Here is a 20,802-nt window from a genome sequence, read left to right as displayed (position 1 = left end):
CCATGAGCTTTCCCTGGGCGAACCACTACGAGCCGCAGAACCCGCTGATGAAATGGGTGGACGAGAAGCTGCCCCTGCCGCGCCTCGTCTATAATGCCGTCGGCGCCGGATACCCGGTCCCGCGCAACCTCAACTACATGTACAACTTCGGCGTGCTCGCCGGGTTCTGCCTGGTGTTGCAGATCGTCACCGGCGTGATCCTCGCGATGCACTACGCCCCCAATGCGCTGGTCGCGTTCGGTTCGACCGAACACATCATGCGCAACGTCAACTGGGGCTGGATGCTGCGTTACATGCACGCCAACGGGGCAAGCTTCTTCTTCCTCGTGCTCTACCTGCACATTTTCCGCGGATTCTATTACGGTTCGTACAAGGCCCCGCGCGAGATGATCTGGCTGCTCGGTGTGGTCATCTTCCTGCTGTGCATGGCGACCGCGTTCATGGGCTACGTCCTGCCGTGGGGCCAGATGAGCTTCTGGGGTGCCAAGGTCATCACCGGCCTGTTCGGCGCGATCCCGCTGGTCGGCGAACCGCTGCAGATCTGGCTGCTCGGCGGTTACGCACCTGACAACGCGGCGCTGAACCGCTTCTTCTCGCTCCACTTCCTGCTGCCCTTCGTGATCGCCGGCGTGGTGATCCTGCATATCTGGGCGCTGCATATCCCCGGCTCGACCAACCCGACCGGGGTCGAAGTGAAGAAGGAAAGCGACACCGTCCCGTTCCACCCGTATTACACGGCGAAGGACGGCTTCGGGTTGGGCGTGTTCCTGATCCTCTACTGCCTGTTCGTGTTCTTCATGCCGAACGCGCTGGGCCATCCGGACAATTATATCGAGGCGAACCCGCTCTCGACCCCGGCGCTGATCGTCCCCGAATGGTATTTCTACCCGTTCTACGCAATCCTGCGCGCTTTCACCTTCGATTTCATCCTGACCGCCCAGCTGTGGGGCGTGCTCGCGATGTTCAGCGCGATCCTGATGTGGTTCTTCCTGCCGTGGCTCGACCGTTCGCCGGTCCGTTCGGCCAGCTACCGTCCGCTGTACCGGATCTTCTTCTGGGTGCTGATGGTGGATATGGCCGCGCTGTTCTACCTCGGCGGCGCACATGCCGAAGAACCCTATATCATGTTCAGCCAGCTGGCGACGGCGTACTACTTCCTGCACTTCCTCGTGATCGTCCCGATCGTCTCCTCGATCGAGCGGCCCAAGCCGCTGCCCTATTCGATCACCGAGGCCGTGCTGGGAAAGGACGACGATGCCCAGCTTGGCGCGACCGTTGCGGCCAAGGCCTGAGGACGAAGGAAAGATAGCGACATGATCCGCCTGTTTGCAATTCTCATCGGCCTCGTTTTCTCGGGTGTTGCCCTGCTGTCCTTCGGCGTCGGGGCCTATACCTTCGCAACCGAAGAACACGAGCCGACCGCCGAGCACGAGTTCCATCTGGCGCCCAAGGACGTGGCCTATTCGTTCGACGGACCATTCGGCAAGTGGGACAAGGTCCAGCTCCAGCGGGGCTACAAGGTCTACAAGGAAGTCTGTGCTGCCTGTCACAGCCTGAAGTTCGTCTCGTTCCGCGATCTGGCCGACCTCGGCTACAGCGAAGCGCAGGTCAAGGCGCTCGCCGCCGAGTGGCAGGTGCCCGGGATCGACCCCGACACCGGGGAAGCGACGCTGCGCCCGGGCCTGCCGACCGACCGCTTCCCGCTGGTCTATCCCAACGACGTGGCGGCACGCGCGGCCAACAACAACGCCATCCCGCCCGACCTTTCGCTGATGACCAAGGCGCGCCACGACGGGACCAACTATGTGCACTCGCTGCTCATCGGCTATGCCGATCCGGCGACCTACAAGAATGCCGAAGGCAAGAGCCTGGCGCAGGAATTCCCCGAGTTCAGCACCCCGCCGGGCCTCAACTTCAACCCCTATTTCGCGAACCTCAACCTCGCGATGGCGGCGCCGATCGCGGCGGACGGCCAGGTGACCTATGACGATGGCACTACGGCGACGGTGGACCAGATGGCGACCGACGTGGCCGCCTTCCTGACCTGGACCGCTGAGCCGAAGATGCAGCAGCGCAAGCAGACCGGCACATGGTTCATCCTGTTCCTGCTGTTCGCGACGACTCTGGCCTATTTCTCGTACAAGAACATCTGGGCCGGCAAAAAACCGAAGAAGGGTTCGTCCGAGTAAGTCGCGCAACGCTAGATCCGTAGAACTAGGCGCCTCCGCATTTCACGATGCGGGGGCGCTTTGCTTTGGCGGGCAATTCGCTAGAACTCCAGCGAACCCGGAGACCGCATGACCGTTGACGATCTGAAGGCGCTGGTGCGCACCGTGCCCGATTTCCCCGCCCCCGGAATCCAGTTTCGCGACATCACCACGCTGATCGCGCATGGGGCAGGCCTGTCGGCGGCGATCGGGCATATGGCCGATCACGTGCGCCGGGCCGGGGCAGAAGCCATCGCCGGGATGGAAGCGCGCGGCTTCATCTTCGGCGCGGCGGTGGCAGTTCACGAAGGGCTTGGCTTTATCCCGGTGCGCAAGCCCGGCAAGCTGCCGGTCCCGACCATCGGGGTCGACTACGCGCTCGAATACGGCACCGATCGGCTGGAGATCGATCCGACAGCCGTTGGGCAGGGCGAAAGGATCGTGATCGTCGACGACCTGATTGCCACCGGCGGTACGGCGCTGGCCGCCATCGAGCTCCTGCGCAGCGCGGGGGCGGTGGTCGATCGTGCCGTATTCGCCATCGACTTGCCAGACCTCGGCGGGGCCGAGCGCCTCCGCCGCGCCGGGGTCGAAGTCGATGCCCTGATGGCGTTCGAGGGCGATTGATCCGACTTCCCACGGGAGAGAATCGCGCGCCCGGGCATTGAGGATGCGACAAGGGGGTTGATACACCGGTGGAACAACAGGCACTCGTCATAGCGCTGGTCGGCGTGCTGGGGATCGGCGCGCAATGGCTGGCTTGGCGGACAGGCTGGCCGGCTATCGTGCTGATGCTCGCGGCAGGATTCCTCGTCGGGCCGGTGTTCGGCGTGATGGACCCGGACGCGGCATTTGGCGACCTGCTCGATCCGATGGTCACCATCGGCGTCGCACTGATCCTGTTCGAAGGCGGTTTGAGCCTTGATTTCCGCGAATTGCGCCATTCGGGCGAGGCGGTGTGGCGGATGACCACAATCGGGGTGGTCGTGGGCTGGATCGCGGGTGCGCTTGCCGGGCACTACGTCGCCGGGCTTGCCGTGCCGGTGGCGGTGCTGTTCGGCGGAATCCTCGTGGTCACCGGGCCCACGGTGGTGATGCCGTTGCTGCGCCAGTCTTCGATCCAGCAGCGCCCCGCCGCGATCCTCAAGTGGGAAGCGATCGTCAACGATCCGACCGGCGCGCTGTGCGCGGTGATCGCCTACGAATACTTCCGGAAGACCGCAGAAACCCCGGACGCGAGCCTGTTCCAGATCGTGCCTCCGCTGATCGGTGCGGCGATCTTAGCCGGTCTGGTCGGCTTCGCAGCGGCCAAGGCGATCGCCTGGTCTTTCCCGCGCGGCCTGGTGCCCGAGTATCTCAAGGTTCCCGTCTTGCTGACGACGGTGGTCGGAGTGTTCGTCCTCTCCAACCGCATCGAACACGAAGCAGGCCTCGTGGCGGTGACGGTCATGGGCATTGCGCTGGCCAACATGCGCGTAACCAGCCTGCGCTCGATCCATCCGTTCAAGCAGAACGTCGCCGTGCTGCTCGTCTCGGGCATCTTCATCCTGCTCTCCGCCTCGCTCGATTGGCAGGAGCTCGAATATCTCGACCCGCGCCAGCCCGAAGGCCTCAGGATCATGCTGTTCCTCCTCGCACTGCTGTTCGTGGTGCGACCGGTGACGGTTCTGCTCAGCCTCGCCTTCAGCTCGGTGCCGTGGAACGAGCGGCTGTTTCTCGCCTGGATCGCACCACGCGGCATCGTGCTGGTGGCGATTTCGGGCCTGTTCGCGCTGCGGCTCAACGAATTCGGCTTTGCCGACGGCAATCTGCTGATCGGGCTGAGTTTCGCGGTGGTGGTGGCGACGATCGTCGCACATGGGTTCTCGATCGATTTCGTCGCCAAGCTGCTCAAGGTGAAAGGTGACACGCGTCCGGGCCTGCTGATCGTCGGCAGCACGCCGTGGACCATTGCGCTGGGCAAGCAGCTTGATACGCTCAAGGTGCCGGTGACCATCGTCGATCAGAGCTGGCAGCGGCTCGCTGCGGCCCGCCGCGATGGTCTGCCGACCTATCACGGTGAAATCCTCAACGAAGCGACCGAGCACAATCTCGACCTGACCCTGTTCCAGACGCTCGTTGCGGCGACCGACAACGAGGCCTACAATGCTCTGGTGTGCAACGAATTCGCGCATGAGGTGGGCCGCGATGCGGTCTACCAGCTGGGCGAATCGGCGGAGGATGACGACCGCCACGCGCTGCCGCCCAGTATCCGCGGCCGCGCCCTGTTCGAATCCGGCTTCGGCGTATCCGATGTGCAGGAACGGCAGGAGCAGGGCTGGGTGTTCCGCAAGACGCGGCTGTCGGGCGAATTCGGCTTCGACGACGCAAAAAAGGCGCTGCCGCCGACCGCGCATATGCTGATGCTTGTGCGCGAGAACGGGCAACTGCGCTTTTTCACCCATGCCGCCCGCCCCGATCCCCAGCCGGGCGACACGATCATCTCTTTCACCCCGCCCAAGGCGCCTTCTGCCGACGAGCGCGCCGCCCGCAAGGGCGCGCGTCCGGCGGCACCGGCTACATGACCCGGGAGCAGACCCCATGAACCGTATCACACACGCTTCGCTTCTCGCCCTTGCGCTCGCCGCCTGCACCGGCGAGCCGCCCGCGCCCGAACCGAGCCCGACCGCAAGCGGCGAACCCTCGGCCGCCCCGACCAATTCGATTTTCGATACCGAAGCGGGGGTGGAGCCTGCGGTGGCCGAACCCGAACCGACCGAGGCGACGATCCCCTTCGCCGAGGGCGGAAGCGAACTCAGTGCCGCAGCCCTTGCCAAGCTCGACGCATTGCTGGCGTCCGACGCGGCCAAGTCAGCGGGCGCCATCGTCGTTCGCGGCCACAGCGACGCTGGGGGCAACGATGCGATCAACCTGCGCGTCTCGCGCGAACGGGCCGAGGCGGTGCGCGACTATCTGCTGGAGCAGGGCGTTGCGGCAGACCGGATCGAGGTCATCGCCTTCGGCGAGCAGAACCCGGTCGAGCCCAACGCTTTGGCCAATGGCGAGCCCAACGAAGCGGGCCGCCAAGCCAACCGCCGGGTCGAAATCACCGTCGCGCTGCAGCAAGTGGAGAAAACCGCAAGCCCCGAGCCGACAAATTCTTGACGAACGCGCCCCATCGGTGGCAAGCGCGCGGGCCTGAGCGGGCGGGTATAGCTTAGTGGTAAAGCCCTAGCCTTCCAAGCTAGTTATGCGGGTTCGATTCCCGCTACCCGCTCCAGCCCTTTTCGGTTCGGCTCACTCCCACCAGTATTTGCGCCGCTCGGCTGTGCCGGTCTCGACCTCGTTCATCGTTTTCGCATCGTAGAGACGGCCGCCGAGCATCACCTGCGCAATGTTGTCGCTGTTGGAAATGTCGACGCTCGGATCGGCGTCGAGCACGATGAGGTCGGCCAGCTTGCCCGCCTCGAGGCTGCCGATATCCTGCGCCATGCCGAGCGATTGGGCCGAAGCAATCGTGCCCGCGCGCAACGCCTCGACCGGCGACATGCCGCCGCGCACGAAACTCCACAGTTCCCAGTGCGCCGCGATCCCGGCCTGCTGGCCGTGCGCACCGATGGCGACCTTTACCCCGGCATCGGCCAGCTTCTTCGCCTCGCGCGCATTGTTGTCGTCGACGAAGGCCCAGTCGGGGGCCTTGATGCGCCGCCCGGTCTCGGCGAGCAGCATCTTGGGCGGCGTGTGGACCATCAGCGGATTCTGCCAGACGTCGGTGGCCTGCCGCCAGTAGGGGTCGCCCGCGAGGCCGCCGTAAGTCACCACCAGCGTCGGCGTGTAATTCGAATTCGACTGGCTGAAGAACTGCACCATGTCGTCGTAGAACACGTCGACCGGGACATTATGCTCGATCGTCGAATTGCCGTCGGCGACCAGGTTCATGTCCATCCCGAACAGCGAACCGCCCTCGGCCACCACCAGCATATTCTCCGCTGCCGCGGCGCGCACCACCATCTGGCGCTGTTCGCGGCGCGGCTGGTTGTAGTTCTTGACCGAGAAGCCGCCCTGCACCTTGATCCGGCGGACATGCGCCAGCGCGTCCTCGTAGGATTCGATCTCGGCATAGACCCCGGCGGCCTTGGCCCCATAGATGATCTCCCCGGTCGAGAACAGCCGGGGGGCGAGCAGCGTGCCCGCACGCTGGCGTTCCGAGGCCGCGAAGACCTGGCTCGCCTGCGACGAGGGATCGTGCATCGTGGTGGTGCCGAGCGCGAGCTGCTGGACCAGCGACCAGCTTTGCTGCGGCACCACATCGCTCACGCCGTAGGGTCCGTGGGCATGCGCATCGACCAACCCGGGCATAATCGTCTTGCCGGTCATATCGATGACCTTCGCGCCCGCCGGCAGGGCAATGCGCGATGTCGTCATGTCATAGACGCCGGCGATCCGGTCGCCGTCGATCACGATCATGCCCTGCTCGATCGCCCCTGCGCCCGCGCCGGACATGGTCAGCACCTTCGCCCCGCTCAGCACCACCGTGCCGGATGGCTTGGCTGCGCGCTGGCTCATCGCGAGCGACAGGCCCTCGGTCGGCGGGGTGAAGCCGCTCTTCGCATCGGGCGAAGCGGTGAATAGGTCGGCGGTCGAGACGGTGAAGAGCGTTGGGCCAATGCTCCAGTTGAGGCTCGCGCCGTCCTTCGACCAGCCGATGTAGTCTGCGCCGCCTTTGCTCGCGCGGGTGACCGGCAGCGGCCCGCCCGCCTTGTCGACCGACAGCTCGGCCCCGCCGGGCACCAGCGGCATGGCGAAGACCTCGTAATTCTGGCGGAAGGCGAGGTATCGCCCGTCGGGCGAGATACGGTAGTCGTTGACCAGCTCGCCGCTGGCATGGGTGCGCTTGTCCTGCCCGTTGAAGTCGGTCGAGACGAGGCTCAGACCGTCCCCGCCCTCGAGCATGAAGATCCGGTCGTTCGTCGCGCCGAACTGCGGCGAACCGCCATCGCGCGCGACCAGCTCGGGCTCCCCGCCGCTCGCCGGAACGCGGTAGACGCCGGGGTTTTCGGAATAGTCGGGCGAGGTCAGGAAGCCGCCCGCGCCCTTTTCGAACACGATGGTCCTGCCGTCGGGCGAGAATTGCGGATTGCGGTAGTGCCCCGGCTGGGTGGTCACCGCGCTCGCCGATCCGCCGCGCGCGGCGGTGGTGACGATCTCGCCCAGCCCCTCGTCGGTCCAGCGAACGTAGGCGATCCGGCTGCCGTCGCGCGACCAGGCGGGAAAGGCCTCGATCGCATCGCCCGAGGTCAGCCGCCGCGCCGCGCCACCATCGGTCGGCTTGAGGTAGAGCTTGCCGAGCGTCTCGAACACCACCTGCTTGCCATCCGGCGAGACAGTAGCGAATTTGGGGATGCTGGTGGTGAAGCTGTCAGGTGCGACGGCGATCTGCGGATGCGGCGCATCGGCGACGCCGCGAGTGTCGCTTACGCGGAAGGGGATGTCGCGTGTCGCGCCGTTCGTTGCATCGGTACGGTTGAGCTTGCCGCCCGACCAGTAGACCACTTCCTTGCTGTCAGGCGTCCAGTCCATGTTGGGATAGACCCCGGTCACCGCCCAGGTCTCCTGAACGTCCATGTCGAGCCCGTCGCGCAGCATCCGCTCCTTGCCGCTGGCGAAGTCCTTGACCCACAGCTGCGAGCGGTCCTCGCTCCGCCGCACGAAGGCGATGCTCTTGCCGTCGGGCGACGGGGTCGGGCGCACAGCGCCGCCATAGCCGCCGACCGCTTCGGTGATTTCCCCGCTGTCGACGTCGTAACGGGCGATCTGGAAGATGCCGGCGTTCGAATCCTGCGCATATTCGAAGATCGGCCCGCCGGTGTTGTTGCGGGTGTAGAAGATCGCGCTGCCGTCGGGCGCGTAGGTCGGCTCGCCCAGTTCCTTCTGGTGTTGTTCGTTGGGGCGCTTGACCAGCTTGACCCCGCCGCCACCGGAGACGTGATACAGCCACACCTCGCCCGTGCCGAGTGAGCGGCCGGTGGTGAAATGCTTCTTCGCCGCGATGAACCGCCCGTCGGGGCTCCAGCTCGGCTGGTTGAGCAGACGGAAGCTTTCCTTGGTCAGCTGCTGCTTATTCTCGCCATTCGCATCCATCAGCCAGATGTTCTCGCCGCCCGCGCGGTCGGAGGTGAAGGCGATGCGCGTGCCGTCGGGCGAGAAGCGCGGGTGGACTTCCCATGCCAGCCCTTCGGCGATGCGGGTCGGCGTGCCGCCCGAAATCGGCATGGTGTAGATATCGCCCAGCAACGAGAAAGCGAGCATGCGCCCGTCGGGGCTGACGTCGACATCCATCCAGCTGCCTTCGTCGACATCGATCGCGACCTGGCTCATCGTCGCGCCGCGCGGGGCGTTGACGTCCCACTTGCTGTCGTCCCCGGTATCGCTGTCGGCGGCATCGGCGCTGCCCGGACCCGGGTCGGGCAGTTCGGCGGGCTGCTGCTCGGGATTGCGCGCCTCGTTCTCGGGCGCTTCGGTCTCCTCGACCGGCGGGTCCTGGGTGTCCTGCGCATAGGCGGCGGGGGCGACGAAAAGGACGGCGAGGACCGAGGCGACGGTGGATTTCATGGCAAACTCCCCAAAGATGCGAGAGGTTGTAAGCAGCATCCGCCGCCGCGTCCATTGCCCCTCGTCGGCCCGGATGCGCGGTTTACCGGAACGCAACAGATGGCTGCGAAACTTGCATTTGACCGCAGGCAATTGCGGTCGCATCATTCATCCAGCCGCCGGGGAGTCCGTCGGCGATACATCAATCGAGGGAGTCTCGATCATGGCAAGCAAGCTACAGGGCCAAAAGGCCGACTATGGCGTCTTCATCGGACGCTTCCAGCCGCTCCACGCCGGACATGAACACATCATTCGCGATTCGCTCGACCGCGTCGGCAAGCTGATCGTGCTGGTCGGTTCGGCCAATGTCGCGCGCGATCCGCGCAACCCCTTCACCTATGCCGAACGCGAGCACATGCTGCGCGCGTCGTTCGCTTACGAGGCGGCGCAGGGGCGGCTGATCGTCGAGCCGCTCGACGATCATCTCTATTCGGACACCGCCTGGGTCACCGAGGTGCAGCGCAAGGTCAACGCCATCGTGCTACGCGACGGCAATCCCGAAGGCTTTACCGCCAACGGCACGCGCGATTTCCGCATCGCGCTCGCCGGCTACGGCAAGGACAATTCGAGCTATTACCTCAAGCTGTTTCCCGAATGGGATTCGATCCAGCTGGAGGCGGAGAACTTGACCTTCAGCGCGACCGACGTGCGTGACCGCTTTTTCCGCCGCATTCCCGATGTGCCGCATGCGATCCTGTCTAAACCGGTTGCCGATCAGCTCGAGGCATTCGCCAAGGGCGAGGATTTCCGCCGCCTGCTGGCCGAACGCGAATATCTCGACGCCTATCCGGCCGAGTGGGGCGAAGGGCCCTTCGTCACCGCTGATGCGGTGGTCATTCAGGCCGGTCACATCCTGCTGGTCGAACGCGGACGATTGCCGGGCAAGGGCCTGCTCGCCCTGCCGGGTGGCTTCGTCGGCAAGGACGAGCGGATTCGCGATGCCGCCATCCGCGAGCTGCGCGAGGAAACCGGCATTTCGGACGGCAAGGGGCAGATCCCTCCCGCCATGCTGGCGAGTTTCATCGAGGACAGCGCGACGCGCGTGTTCGACGCACCGAACCGTTCCCTGCGCGGCCGGATCATTACCCATGCCTTCCTGTTCCGCCTGCCCGAACGGCGCAAGCTGGCGGGCGTGAAAGGCGGGGACGATGCAGCGCATGCGCGCTGGTATCGGCTCGGCGAATTGCGGCCCGAGATGCTGTTCGAAGACCACTGGTCGATCATCGAGCAGATGGCCGACATCTGACTTCCAGCCGCGTGGGGGAGCCCCGCGCACGACAGAAGAATGTGAGGAGTTCACATCATGCAAAACCCCATTCTGGCGACTGACAGCTACAAGCACAGCCACTTCCTGCAATATCCGCCCGAAGCGCGGGCGATCAGCTCCTATGGCGAAAGCCGTGCCAACGACTTCGCCGACGAGGTGCTGTTCCTCGGCCTGCAGCCCTTCCTGATCGACTATCTCGGCACAGCGGTGACCGCGAGCCATGTTGAGGAGGCCGCAGCGATCTGCGCCGCGCACGGCGTACCGTTCAACCGCGAGGGCTGGGACCTGATCGTGCGCGAACACGGCGGCTACCTCCCGGTCGAGGTCAGCGCGCTGGAAGAAGGGCGCATGGTCCCCACTTCGGTCCCGCTGTTTCAGGTGGTCAACACCGACGAGCGGATGCCGTGGCTCGCGACCTTCATCGAGACGGCCTTGCTGCGCGCGGTGTGGTACCCGACCACGGTCGGCACGCTCAGCCGCAAGTGCAAAAGCGTGATTGCGGCGGGACTCGAGAAGACGAGCGACGATCCTGCGGGACAATTGCCGTTCAAGCTGCACGATTTCGGCGCGCGCGGCGTATCGAGCGGCGAAAGCGCCGCGCTCGGCGGAATGGCGCATCTGGTCAATTTCAGCGGCACCGACACGCTCGAAGGGATCATGGCGGCGCGGCGCTATTACGGTGCAGAGATGCCCGGATTTTCGATCCCTGCGGCCGAGCACAGCACGATGACCAGCTGGGGCCAGGCGCGCGAGGCCGCGGCCTACGAGAACATGCTCGATAGCTTCGACGGCGAGGGCGCGCTGGTGGCGGTCGTTTCGGACAGCTACGATCTGGATGCGGCGGTGGCGAACATCTGGGGCGGCAGCCTGAAGGACAAGGTGCTGAGCCGTAAAGGTACGCTGGTGGTGCGGCCCGACAGTGGCGATCCGGTCGAAACCCCGGCGCGCACGCTCGCGCGACTGTGGGATATCTTCGGCGGCACGACCAATGCCAAGGGTTACCGCGTGCTCGACCCCCACGTCAGGGTGATCCAGGGCGACGGGATGAATGCAGGCAGCATCGCGCGGCTGGTGGCACGGCTGGTCGCAGATGGCTTCGCGATCGACAACATCGCCTTCGGCATGGGCGGCGGGCTGCTGCAGCAGGTCGATCGCGACACGCTGCGCTTCGCGATGAAGGCCAATGCGATGCGCGATGCGTGCGGCGTGTGGCACGATGTGATGAAGGACCCGGCAACCGATCCCGGCAAGGCGTCGAAGGCCGGACGGCAGGCGGTGATCAAGGAGAACGGGCGGCTGGTGGCGAGGCGGCTCGACGCGGTCGATCCCGATGCTGACCTGCTGCGGCCGGTGTGGCGCAATGGGGAGCTACTGGTCCGCCATAGCTTCGATGACTTGCGCGCGCGCAGCTGGCCGCAGGGTTGAGCCTTGGCGGGACGGCGCGCTTGTTTGAAACGTCGCCGTCCCGCTGGCCGCTCGCCATCATGAGGGGGAGAGTGATGAGCGATAGGCCGGACATGCCAGCCGTTGGGGGGAGGGCATGCCCGACCCGTTGCGACCCGAAGGGCACGAAGCGCGCCCCTCCGGCAAGGGGCAGATAGACGCCGCAACGGCGCGCTGCATGTCCCCGACTTGGGCGACAGGCCGGTTACTCGGCCGTTCAGCTTTGCGCCCCTTCGCAGGTGCACAAAAAAACGCGAGCCAAAGCGACACAACTGGTGTATGATGACACACTCATGCCGCCCTATGCGGCCCATCACCTGCGCAACAGCAGGCATCAGAACATTGCGAGATCGATGAATTTTCCCGAATTGCCGCCAGTCCTTGGCGCAGCATTGGCCGAACGCGGCTATGACCAACTGACCGAAGTCCAGACCGCCGTTATCGAACCGCAGGCGGCAGGGCGTGACCTGATCGTCTCCGCCCAGACCGGGTCGGGCAAGACCGTCGCCTTCGGTCTGGCGATTGCCGGTCAGCTTCTCGCGCCTGACGGCACCGTGCCGTTCGGCGTCGCGCCGTTGGCGCTGGTGATCGCCCCGACACGCGAACTGGCGCTGCAGGTGAGCCGCGAACTGGCTTGGCTCTACGCCAAGTCGGGCGCCCGGATTGCGACCTGTGTTGGCGGGATGGATGCCTCGAAGGAACGTCGCAACCTGCGCGGCGGGGCGCAGATCGTGGTCGGCACGCCTGGTCGCCTGCGCGATCACCTCGAGCGCGGTGCGCTCGACCTCTCGGCGCTCAGGGCCGTCGTGCTCGACGAGGCCGACGAGATGCTCGACATGGGCTTCCGCGAGGATCTTGAGGAACTGCTCGATGCGATGCCCGAAGGACGCCGGACGTTGCTGTTCTCCGCCACTATGCCCAAGCCGATCGTTGCGCTGGCAAAACGGTACCAGCGCGAAGCGATGCGCATCTCGACCGTGGGCGAGACGCGCGGGCACGGCGATATTGACTATCAGGCGGTGGCTGTCGCTCCGTCGGAGATCGAGAACGCGGTCGTCAACCTGCTGCGCTTTCATGAAGCGGAAACCGCGATCCTGTTTTGCGCCACGCGCGATGCGGTGCGGCGCTTGCATGCGACCCTGCAGGAACGGGGCTTCGCGGTGGTGGCCCTGTCCGGCGAGCATTCCCAGTCGGAACGCAATCAGGCGATGCAGGCGTTGCGCGACCGCCGCGCCCGGGTGTGCGTTGCGACCGACGTCGCCGCACGCGGGATCGACTTGCCGTCGCTCAGTCTGGTCATCCATGTCGAGGTCCCGCGCGATGCGGAAGCCCTCCAGCATCGGTCCGGCCGGACCGGCCGTGCAGGCAAAAAGGGCACGGCAGTGATCCTCGTGCCGTTTCCGCGCCGCCGGCGGATCGAGACCATGCTCCGCGGCGCCAGGATCGAGGCCCAATGGGTCGATGCCCCATCGCCCAAGGACATCCGCCAGCAGGATCGCGACCGGCTGCTCGCAGCCCTGCTCGCTCCGGTCGAGATCGAGGACGAAGATCGCGCGCTCGCCACAACGCTGATGGCCGAAAAGAGCGCGGAAGACATTGCCGCCATGCTGGTGCAGGCACACCGGTCGCGGATGCCGCAGCCCGAAGAGCTGATGGAGAATACGCCCGAAGCGCGCAAGGCTGCGCAGAGCGAACGCCATCGCCCGGGCTTCGAGGATACGGTGTGGTTCCGGATGGATATCGGCCGTCGGCACAATGCCGATCCGCGCTGGATCCTGCCGTTGATCTGCCGGCGTGGCCATGTGACGCGTAACGAGATCGGCGCGATCCGGATCGGCGGGGAGGAGACGTTTTTCCAGATCCCCGCCACGATTGCCGCCAAGGTCGAAGACGCGATCCAGCGCACCTTCGCCTCGGAAGACCAAGAGCGCCCGGTATTCATCGAACGCTCCGACGAAGGGCCGCGCATACAGGCGCGCGAGAATCGCAAGGGCGGCGATCGCAAGCCCTTCACCGGCAAACCGCGCCACGACAATGCATCGGGCCGCACCGAGCGCCCGCCCCGCAGCGACCGCCCGGAACGCCCTGGCAAGCGCGACCGCATGGCCGAAGGCGGCACCCCGCGCGGCGACCGCAAACCATCAGGCGCGAAAGACGCGAAGCCGGGCGCCAAGCCCTTCAAGGCCGGGAACTGGAAAGCTGGGCATCGCAAAGGCGGGCCCAAAAAGCCCGCCTGAACCAAGGTTTTCAGACCACCGCCATATTGTCGATTAATCGCGTGCCGCCGATCCGCGCCGCGACCAGCAATCGCATCGGGCGGTCGATCCGCGCTGTCAGCACCTCGAGGGTCATTGCATCGGCGAGGTCGGCATAATCGACCCGGTCGAACCCTGCGCCGAGCAATTCGTCTTCCAGCGCGGCGAGCGTGCGGGTGACATCCTGCCCGTCCTCGATCCGTGCGATGGCTTCCTTCATCGCCAGCGGCAGGATGCCCGCTGCTTCGCGCAGTTCGGGCGTCAGGTAGCGGTTGCGGCTCGACATCGCGAGCCCGTCCGCCTCGCGCACCGTCGCCACGCCGTGAATCGCATCGACATGCGGGAAGTTAAGGTCGAGATCGCGCGCCATGGTGCGGATGACCGCGAGCTGCTGCCAGTCCTTCTCACCGAAACACGCGACATCGGGGCGGACCTGGTTGAACAGCTTGCACACCACCGTCGCAACCCCGTCGAAATGGCCCGGGCGGTCTGCCCCGCAAAAGCCTGCGCTCACGCCATTGACCGAGATCGAACTGGCAAAGCCTGGCGGGTACATCGCCTCCACCGTCGGCGCCCACAGCAAATCGGCCCCTTCGGCCTCGAGCATCGCCGAATCCTCCGCCAACTGGCGCGGATAAGCATCGAGATCCTCGTTAGGGCCGAACTGGGTCGGATTGACGAAGATCGACACCGCGACCCGGTCGGCCAGCTTCTTTGCTTTGCGCACCAGCGTCAGATGCCCCTCGTGCAGCGCGCCCATCGTCGGCACCAGCGCCAGCGACCTCCCGCCTTCGCGCAAGGCAGCGGTCGCCGTTCTCAACATTTCGAGGGTGGAGACGGTTTGCACGAATTCTGGCCCTCCGGTAGATACCCAGCGGGGCGCAGATAGACATGGGCCTGCTATACATTCAAGCCAGAGGAAGCATCTGCCCGTGACCGAGACCCGCCCGCACCGGATTACCTTCGCCAACGAGAAGGGCGGCACGGGCAAGTCGACCACCGCGGTGCATGTCGCCGTCGCGCTGGCCTATCACGGTGCGAGGGTCGCCGCGCTCGATCTCGATCCGCGCCAGCGCACGATGCATCGCTATTTCGAGAACCGGGTCGAAACGCTGCAACGGCGCGGGATCGATCTGCCCACTGCGCGGTGCGAGGTATTTCGCGGCGACACGACCGATCAGCTCAATGCCGAGTTGGCACGGATCGGCGAAGATGCCGATTTTCTCATCCTTGATACGCCCGGACGCGACGACGAATTCGCCCGCCACGCGGCGACCGGGGCGGATACGCTGGTCACCCCGCTCAATGACAGCTTCGTCGATTTCGACCTGATCGGGCAGGTCGATGCGGAGACTTTCAAGGTCCGCCGCCTCAGCTTCTATGCCGAACTGATCTGGGAAACCCGCAAGGCGCGCGCGATGCAGCAGCGCAAGGAAATCGACTGGGTCGTCGTGCGCAACCGCTCGGGCCACACCGAGGCGCGCAACCAGATGCGGATCGAGAAGGCGCTCAACGAGCTGAGCAAGCGCGCGGGCTTCCGGGTGGTGAAGGGCCTCAGCGAACGCGTGGTCTATCGCGAGCTTTTTCCCAGCGGGCTGACCCTGCTCGACAAGGGCCACCTGGGCGAGCTGGGCACCAGCCATCTGGTCGCCCGGCAGGAAATGCGCGCATTGCTGGCCGGACTGCATCTCAGGCTTCCCGAGAAGCGCGGTGCACCGCAGCTGGAGCTGGCCTGAGCCATGCTGAAACTCGCGCTGATCGCTGTCGGAATCGCCGTCCTGTGCCGCTGGGCGCTGGGCAAGTGGCCGTGGGATTATCTCCGGCCCCCTTCGACCCGCAGCCAGGCGATCTTCCGGGCGCGTAAGCTTCTCGCGGTCGGCCAGCGCGCGAGTCGGGCGGAGATCATCGCCGCGCACAAGCGGCTGGTGGCAATGGTCCATCCCGACAAGGGGGGCAGCAATGCCCAGGTACATGAGGCCAACGCGGCGCGCGACCTGCTGCTCGACGAATTGCCCGAGGAAGGAACCTTGCCGTGACCAACCACCGGTTCGATCCCACCGTGCTGCGCGAATACGACATTCGCGGCATCATCGGCGAAACGCTGGGGGCGGACGATGCCCGCGCGATCGGGCGCGGGTTCGCCACTTTGCTCCGGCAGGCGGGCGGCAAGACGGTCGCGGTCGGTTATGACGGGCGGGTCAGCTCGCCGATGCTCGAACACGCGCTGGTCGAAGGTCTCACCGCGAGCGGATGCGATGTCGTCCGGGTGGGCATGGGGCCGACCCCGATGCTGTATTATGCCGAAGCCTCAACTGAGCAGGTGGATGGCGGCATTCAGATAACCGGCAGCCATAATCCCGCCAATTACAACGGCTTCAAGATGGTTTTCCAGGGCCGGCCGTTCTTCGGCGAGGATATTCAGGAACTCGGCCGGATTGCTGCCGCTGGCGAGTGGATCGACGGCAAGGGGGAAATCTCCAGTCACGATATAATCGATGAATATGTCGACCGCCTGCTCGCCCCGCTGGCCGGCCTCGACCCGGATTACCTCGCGGGTCTCAAGGTCGGTTGGGATGCCGGCAACGGGGCCGCCGGTCCCGCGCTCGAAATGCTCGCAGCGCGGCTCCCGGGGGAGCATTATTTGCTGTTCACCGAAGTCGACGGCAATTTTCCCAATCATCACCCTGATCCCACGGTCGAGGCGAATCTGACCGATCTCAAAGCCCTGGTCGCGGATAAGAAGCTCGACTTCGGGGTCGCTTTCGACGGTGACGGCGACCGGATCGGCGCGATCGACGGCGAAGGCCGGGTGATCTGGGGCGACCAGCTGCTGATGATCTATGCCGAGGACCTGCTGCGGCGCATGCCCGGCGCGACAGTGATCGCCGATGTGAAGGCCAGCCGCGCGCTGTTCGACCAGGTGGCGGCGCAGGGCGGCAAGCCGGTGATGTGGAAGACCGGCCACTCGCTGATCAAGTCCAAAATGAAGCAAACCGGCAGCCCGCTCGCGGGCGAGATGAGCGGTCACGTGTTCTTTGCCGACGAGTATTACGGGTTCGACGATGCGCTTTATGCCGGTGTGCGGCTGATCGCGGCGGCGGCGCGGCTCGGCAAGTCGGTGACCGAACTGCGCGGGGCGATGCCGGCGATGGTCAACACGCCCGAGATGCGCTTCCAGGTCGACGAGAGCCGCAAGTTCGCCGCGATCGCCGAGGTCGCCGCGCGGATCGCCGCGAGCGATGCTGTGGCCGACACCACCGACGGGGTGCGCGTCACAACCGACGACGGCTGGTGGCTGCTGCGTGCATCGAACACGCAGGATGTTCTGGTCGCCCGCGCCGAAAGCGACAGCGAAGAGGGCCTCGCATGGCTGATGGCGCAGATCGACGAGCAACTGGCGCTGAGCGGGCTCGAACGCGGCGAGAGTGTCGGGCACTGATCACCGCTCCAACGCGGCAAGATCCGGCTTGTTGGCACGCTCGGGATGGGGCATTCTGAGCCGACTGGAGGGCTTCGTGATGAGATCGATTTTTTCTGCCTTGGCTGCGGCCACTCTGCTGTTTTCGGCCGGCGCGCCCGCGCTGGCGCAGGACGCCGATCCAATGGAGGGCGATCCCTTCGCTGCCATGGCCGGGATGTTCACCGCCGAGCCGCTGACGCCGGAGCAGGAAGCGCGCCTGCCGCTCGCCACCACCATCATCGCCAAGCTCATCCCGGAGGGCGCGCTGGGCGAGATGTTTGGCACCATGTTCGATTCGATGATGGGTCCGCTGGCCGAACTGGGTTCGAAGCCGTCGAGCGGCGATGTTGCCGAATACCTCGGGTTCGAAGGCTGCGAACTCTATCTCGAAGAGGACCAGGCTGCCGAGGCTCTGGCGATCCTTGATCCCGCATGGGAAGCGCGCAAGGCCGCAGAGGCCGAGGTCTTCCCCGAGGTCATGAAGCAGATGATGGATGCGATGGAGCCGGGCATGCGCAAGGCGATGGCCGAGCTTTACGCGGTGAACTTCACCGAGAGGGAACTGACCGACATCGAGGCCTTCTTCTCGACCGAGACGGGTGCCACATATGCCCGCAAGAGCTTTTCCATGGCGAGTGATCCGCGCATCATGGCGGCAAGCATGGAATCGTTGCCCGCGATGATGGGCTCGATCATGACGATGGAGCAGAAGGTCGAAGAAGCGACCGCAAACCTGCCCCCCAAGCGCGATTTCGCCGAGCTGGGCGCGAAGGAGAAGGCACGGCTCGCCGAATTGACCGGCTACTCGGTGGAAGAGATCGAGGACGCCATCCGCTATCGCGATGAAGCGGCGGATGCCATGGCCGAAGGGGCTGAAGCTGCAGCCGACGTCGCGGCGGAATACTGAAGCCGGCTGACGGCAGGGTGTCCTGTCGGGCATCGCAGCGTTCGGAACCTCATCCGCTGGCACGCCGGCTTTGCACCTCGGGCCCTGCACCTGCTTCGAGGCCAGCGGAACGGGTGAGTTTGCAGGGTGTTGCAGCCTTGTGGTTATCGTGCCCCTTCCTGCCAGTCTCTCCGCCTAGCCGATGAGCGAGGGTGCGATCCCGGACGAGATAGAGGCCTGGTTCGGGCATCGCGGCTGGCGCATCCGTTCACACCAGACGGCGATGTTCGATGCCGACCGACGGGGCAAGCATGCCCTGTTGGTGGCGGATACCGGGGCGGGGAAGACGCTCGCCGGGTTCCTGCCGACTCTGGCCGATTTCTGCCCTTCTGCGTTCGGCGATAGCGGTCCGCCCGAGGGATTGCACACGCTCTATGTTTCGCCGCTCAAGGCGCTGGCGCATGACGTGCAGCGCAACCTGCTCACCCCGGTCGAGGAGATGGGCCTGCCACTGCGGATCGAGACGCGCAGCGGCGATACGCCGTCGGACCGGAAGCGCCGCCAGCGTGCCAAGCCGCCGCATGTCCTGTTGACGACGCCGGAAAGCCTGTCGCTGCTGCTCAGCTACCCCGACAGTTTCGAGTTGTTCGCGGGGCTCAAGCGGATTGTCATCGACGAGGTTCATGCTTTCGCCACCGGCAAGCGCGGCGACCTGCTGGCGCTGTCGATCGCGCGGCTGCAGGCGGTCGCTCCGGGGCTGCAGCGCAGCGCCTTGTCGGCGACGCTCGCCCGGCCTGAAGCCTATCGCGAATGGCTTGCGCCGTGGGGCGAAATCGACGCGGTCGAACTGGTCGAAGGCGAGAAGGGGGCCGACCCGCAGATCGAGATCCTCCTGCCCGACGAACAGCGGGTGCCGTGGGGCGGGCACGCCGCGACCTGGGCGATCCCGCAGTTGATGCGGCTGATCGAGGCCAACCGGACGACGATTATCTTCACCAACACGCGCTTCCTTGCCGAATACACCTTCCAGAACCTGTGGGACGTCAACGAGGCGAATCTTCCGGTCGGGATACACCACGGGTCGCTCAGCAAGGAAGCGCGCCGCAAGGTTGAGGGAGCGATGGCGCGCGGCGAGCTACGCGCGCTGGTGGCGACCGCCAGCCTCGATCTCGGGGTCGACTGGGGCGATGTCGACTGCGTCGTGCAGATGGGCGCGCCCAAGGGGTCGTCGCGGTTGCTCCAGCGGGTCGGGCGCGCCAACCACCGGCTCGACCAGCCGAGCCGTGCGGTGCTGGTGCCGGGCAACCGGTTCGAGTTTCTCGAAGCCACCGCGGCGAAGGATGCGGTCGAAGAGGGCCAGCGCGATGGCGACGATTTCCGCGCGGGCGGGCTCGACGTTTTGGCGCAGCATGTGATGGGTTGTGCCTGTGCGGCACCATTCGACGAAGCGGCCCTTCTGGCCGAAGTGCGGTCCTCGCTGAGCTATGCGTGGCTCGACGAGGCGGTGTGGCAGCGGGTGCTCAATTTCGTCGCCACCGGGGGCTATGCGCTCAAGGCCTACGACCGGTTCCGCCGCATCGTGCGCGACCGCAGCGGCACTTGGCGGCTGGCGCATCCGGAGATGGCCGCCAAGCACCGGCTCAATGCGGGCATCATCATCGACAGCGAGATGCTGACGGTACGGTTCCGCAACGGGCGCCAATTGGGCAGGGTGGAGGAACGCTTCGCGGCGCAGCTTGCGCCCGGCGATACCTTTGCCTTTGCCGGGGTGACGGTCGAGGTCGAGCAGTTGAAGGACATGGACGTGATAGTCCGCGCCTCGGCCAAGGCGGCGATGATCCCCTCTTACGGCGGATCGCGCATGCCGCTGACCACCCATCTGGCGGAGCGGGTGCAGGGCATGCTCGACGATCGTGCCGGCTGGGGCCGGTTTCCCGACGACGTGCGCGAATGGCTCGAAGTGCAGGACTGGCGCTCGCAGATGCCGCGGCCGGGCAGCCTGCTGGTCGAGAGCTTCCCGCATGCGAAGCGGCATTACACTGTGTACTATACCTTCGAAGGCTGGAACGCGAACCAGAGCCTGGGGATGCTGATCACGCGGCGGATGAGCGATCGCGGCCTGTTGCCTGGCGGCTTCGTGGCCAACGACTATTCGCTTGGGGTGTGGGGACTGCGGCCGGTGAAGGACCCCGCTCCGCTGCTGTCGCCGGATATCCTGGCGCATGAGTTCGTCGACTGGGTGCAGGATTCGCACCTGCTGCGCCGTGCCTTCCGCGAGGTGGCGGTTATCGGCGGGCTGGTCGAGCGGCAGCAGCCGGGCAAGCGCAAGACAGGCAAGCAGGTCACTTTCTCCACCGACCTCATTTACGACGTGTTGCGCAAGCACGAGCCCGACCATGTCCTGCTCGAAGCGGCATGGGCCGATGCGCGCGCGCGGATCACCGATGTCGGTCGGCTGGTTGACCTGCTCGGACGCTCGGCAGAGCAGCTGGTGCATGTCGAACTCGACCGGGTCAGCCCGCTCGCGGTTCCGGTCATGGTGATGATCGGGCGCGAAAGCGTGCCGCAAGGTGCGGTCGACGATGAGCTCCTGCTCGAGGCGGAAAGCCTCGCCGAGGCCGCGATGCGGGTCGACCCGCCAGTCGAGAGTTGAC

At 65.6% G+C, this 20,802-nt stretch carries 15 protein-coding genes and 1 tRNA gene; 14 read left to right on the top strand and 2 right to left on the bottom strand.

From position 1 onward, the window contains the following. The first annotated feature begins 2 nt into the window (after window positions 1-2). The 6 genes from NSO95_RS10240 (at window position 3) to NSO95_RS10215 (ending at window position 5,466) form a co-directional block, all read left to right on the top strand. The gene (locus tag NSO95_RS10240) at window positions 3-1,292 is read left to right on the top strand and encodes a cytochrome b (RefSeq protein ID WP_257596129.1); all 1,290 of its coding nucleotides are present in this window, start codon (window positions 3-5) and stop codon (window positions 1,290-1,292) included. Window positions 1,293-1,313: 21 nt separating this feature from the next. Further along, entirely contained in the window at window positions 1,314-2,189 is an 876-nt protein-coding gene (locus NSO95_RS10235; protein WP_257596128.1) for a cytochrome c1, read from the top strand. A 108-nt stretch (window positions 2,190-2,297) separates the two neighbouring features. After that, on the top strand, window positions 2,298-2,834 hold the full coding sequence (locus NSO95_RS10230) for an adenine phosphoribosyltransferase (protein WP_257596127.1): 537 nt from the start codon (window positions 2,298-2,300) through the stop codon (window positions 2,832-2,834). 68 nt (window positions 2,835-2,902) lie between these two features. Further along, the gene (locus tag NSO95_RS10225; protein WP_257596126.1) at window positions 2,903-4,771 is read left to right on the top strand and encodes a cation:proton antiporter; all 1,869 of its coding nucleotides are present in this window, start codon (window positions 2,903-2,905) and stop codon (window positions 4,769-4,771) included. 16 nt (window positions 4,772-4,787) lie between these two features. Beyond that, window positions 4,788-5,351, top strand: coding sequence for an OmpA family protein (locus NSO95_RS10220; protein ID WP_257596125.1), 564 nt, complete (start codon window positions 4,788-4,790; stop codon window positions 5,349-5,351). A gap of 41 nt (window positions 5,352-5,392) precedes the next feature. After that, a tRNA-Gly gene (locus tag NSO95_RS10215) sits at window positions 5,393-5,466 on the top strand. Window positions 5,467-5,483: 17 nt separating this feature from the next. Here the strand turns inward: NSO95_RS10215 and NSO95_RS10210 are convergent. After that, on the bottom strand, window positions 5,484-8,798 hold the full coding sequence (locus tag NSO95_RS10210) for an amidohydrolase family protein (protein WP_257596124.1): 3,315 nt from the start codon (window positions 8,796-8,798) through the stop codon (window positions 5,484-5,486). Between the two features lie 202 nt (window positions 8,799-9,000). On the opposite strand from NSO95_RS10210, the gene NSO95_RS10205 reads away from it, so the two are divergent. The 3 genes from NSO95_RS10205 (at window position 9,001) to NSO95_RS10195 (ending at window position 13,784) form a co-directional block, all read left to right on the top strand. After that, window positions 9,001-10,083 (top strand): bifunctional nicotinamide-nucleotide adenylyltransferase/Nudix hydroxylase, encoded by a 1,083-nt coding sequence (locus tag NSO95_RS10205; RefSeq protein WP_257596123.1) that lies wholly within the window; start codon window positions 9,001-9,003, stop codon window positions 10,081-10,083. Between the two features lie 57 nt (window positions 10,084-10,140). Next, window positions 10,141-11,529, top strand: a complete 1,389-nt coding sequence (locus NSO95_RS10200) for a nicotinate phosphoribosyltransferase (RefSeq protein WP_257596122.1) — start codon at window positions 10,141-10,143, stop codon at window positions 11,527-11,529. Between the two features lie 371 nt (window positions 11,530-11,900). Further along, a complete protein-coding gene (locus NSO95_RS10195; RefSeq protein WP_257596121.1) occupies window positions 11,901-13,784 on the top strand; it encodes a DEAD/DEAH box helicase in 1,884 nt (627 codons plus the stop codon). A 10-nt stretch (window positions 13,785-13,794) separates the two neighbouring features. Here NSO95_RS10195 and panC read toward each other — a convergent pair whose 3' ends face one another. After that, window positions 13,795-14,649 carry a pantoate--beta-alanine ligase gene (gene panC, locus NSO95_RS10190; RefSeq protein WP_257596120.1) on the bottom strand — a complete coding sequence of 285 codons (855 nt, stop codon included), beginning with the start codon at window positions 14,647-14,649 and terminating at the stop codon, window positions 13,795-13,797. 85 nt (window positions 14,650-14,734) lie between these two features. On the opposite strand from panC, the gene NSO95_RS10185 reads away from it, so the two are divergent. The 5 genes from NSO95_RS10185 (at window position 14,735) to NSO95_RS10165 (ending at window position 20,801) form a co-directional block, all read left to right on the top strand. Further along, window positions 14,735-15,538, top strand: coding sequence for a division plane positioning ATPase MipZ (locus NSO95_RS10185; protein WP_257596119.1), 804 nt, complete (start codon window positions 14,735-14,737; stop codon window positions 15,536-15,538). A gap of 3 nt (window positions 15,539-15,541) precedes the next feature. Beyond that, window positions 15,542-15,838: a J domain-containing protein gene (locus NSO95_RS10180; RefSeq protein WP_257596118.1), complete on the top strand. Its 297-nt coding sequence runs from the start codon at window positions 15,542-15,544 to the stop codon at window positions 15,836-15,838. Then, window positions 15,835-17,241, top strand: coding sequence for a phosphoglucomutase/phosphomannomutase PgmG (gene pgmG, locus NSO95_RS10175; protein ID WP_257596117.1), 1,407 nt, complete (start codon window positions 15,835-15,837; stop codon window positions 17,239-17,241). Before NSO95_RS10180 ends, pgmG begins: the two co-directional genes overlap by 4 nt. Window positions 17,242-17,320: 79 nt before the next feature. Continuing rightward, entirely contained in the window at window positions 17,321-18,169 is an 849-nt protein-coding gene (locus NSO95_RS10170; protein WP_257596116.1) for a DUF2059 domain-containing protein, read from the top strand. Window positions 18,170-18,350: 181 nt separating this feature from the next. Then, on the top strand, window positions 18,351-20,801 hold the full coding sequence (locus tag NSO95_RS10165; protein WP_257596114.1) for a ligase-associated DNA damage response DEXH box helicase: 2,451 nt from the start codon (window positions 18,351-18,353) through the stop codon (window positions 20,799-20,801). Window position 20,802 lies beyond the last annotated feature (1 nt).

The organism is Parerythrobacter lacustris, from assembly GCF_024626475.1.
In the GTDB taxonomy this organism is placed as follows: domain Bacteria; phylum Pseudomonadota; class Alphaproteobacteria; order Sphingomonadales; family Sphingomonadaceae; genus Parerythrobacter_A; species Parerythrobacter_A lacustris.
Note: the sequence above shows the minus strand (reverse complement) of the source record. Positions and strands in the feature narration are given on the sequence as shown.

What these genes read in the sequence shown, in the direction of transcription:
- NSO95_RS10230 (WP_257596127.1), top strand. Translation starts at nt 2,298, where the DNA reads ATGACCGTTGACGATCTGAAGGCGCTGGTGCGCACCGTGCCCGATTTC.
- NSO95_RS10205 (WP_257596123.1), top strand. Translation starts at nt 9,001, where the DNA reads ATGGCAAGCAAGCTACAGGGCCAAAAGGCCGACTATGGCGTCTTCATC.
- NSO95_RS10200 (WP_257596122.1), top strand. Translation starts at nt 10,141, where the DNA reads ATGCAAAACCCCATTCTGGCGACTGACAGCTACAAGCACAGCCACTTC.
- NSO95_RS10180 (WP_257596118.1), top strand. Translation starts at nt 15,542, where the DNA reads ATGCTGAAACTCGCGCTGATCGCTGTCGGAATCGCCGTCCTGTGCCGC.
- NSO95_RS10240 (WP_257596129.1), top strand. Translation starts at nt 3, where the DNA reads ATGAGCTTTCCCTGGGCGAACCACTACGAGCCGCAGAACCCGCTGATG.
- NSO95_RS10170 (WP_257596116.1), top strand. Translation starts at nt 17,321, where the DNA reads ATGAGATCGATTTTTTCTGCCTTGGCTGCGGCCACTCTGCTGTTTTCG.
- NSO95_RS10195 (WP_257596121.1), top strand. Translation starts at nt 11,901, where the DNA reads ATGAATTTTCCCGAATTGCCGCCAGTCCTTGGCGCAGCATTGGCCGAA.
- NSO95_RS10165 (WP_257596114.1), top strand. Translation starts at nt 18,351, where the DNA reads ATGAGCGAGGGTGCGATCCCGGACGAGATAGAGGCCTGGTTCGGGCAT.
- NSO95_RS10210 (WP_257596124.1), bottom strand. Translation starts at nt 8,798, where the DNA reads ATGAAATCCACCGTCGCCTCGGTCCTCGCCGTCCTTTTCGTCGCCCCC.
- NSO95_RS10220 (WP_257596125.1), top strand. Translation starts at nt 4,788, where the DNA reads ATGAACCGTATCACACACGCTTCGCTTCTCGCCCTTGCGCTCGCCGCC.
- NSO95_RS10235 (WP_257596128.1), top strand. Translation starts at nt 1,314, where the DNA reads ATGATCCGCCTGTTTGCAATTCTCATCGGCCTCGTTTTCTCGGGTGTT.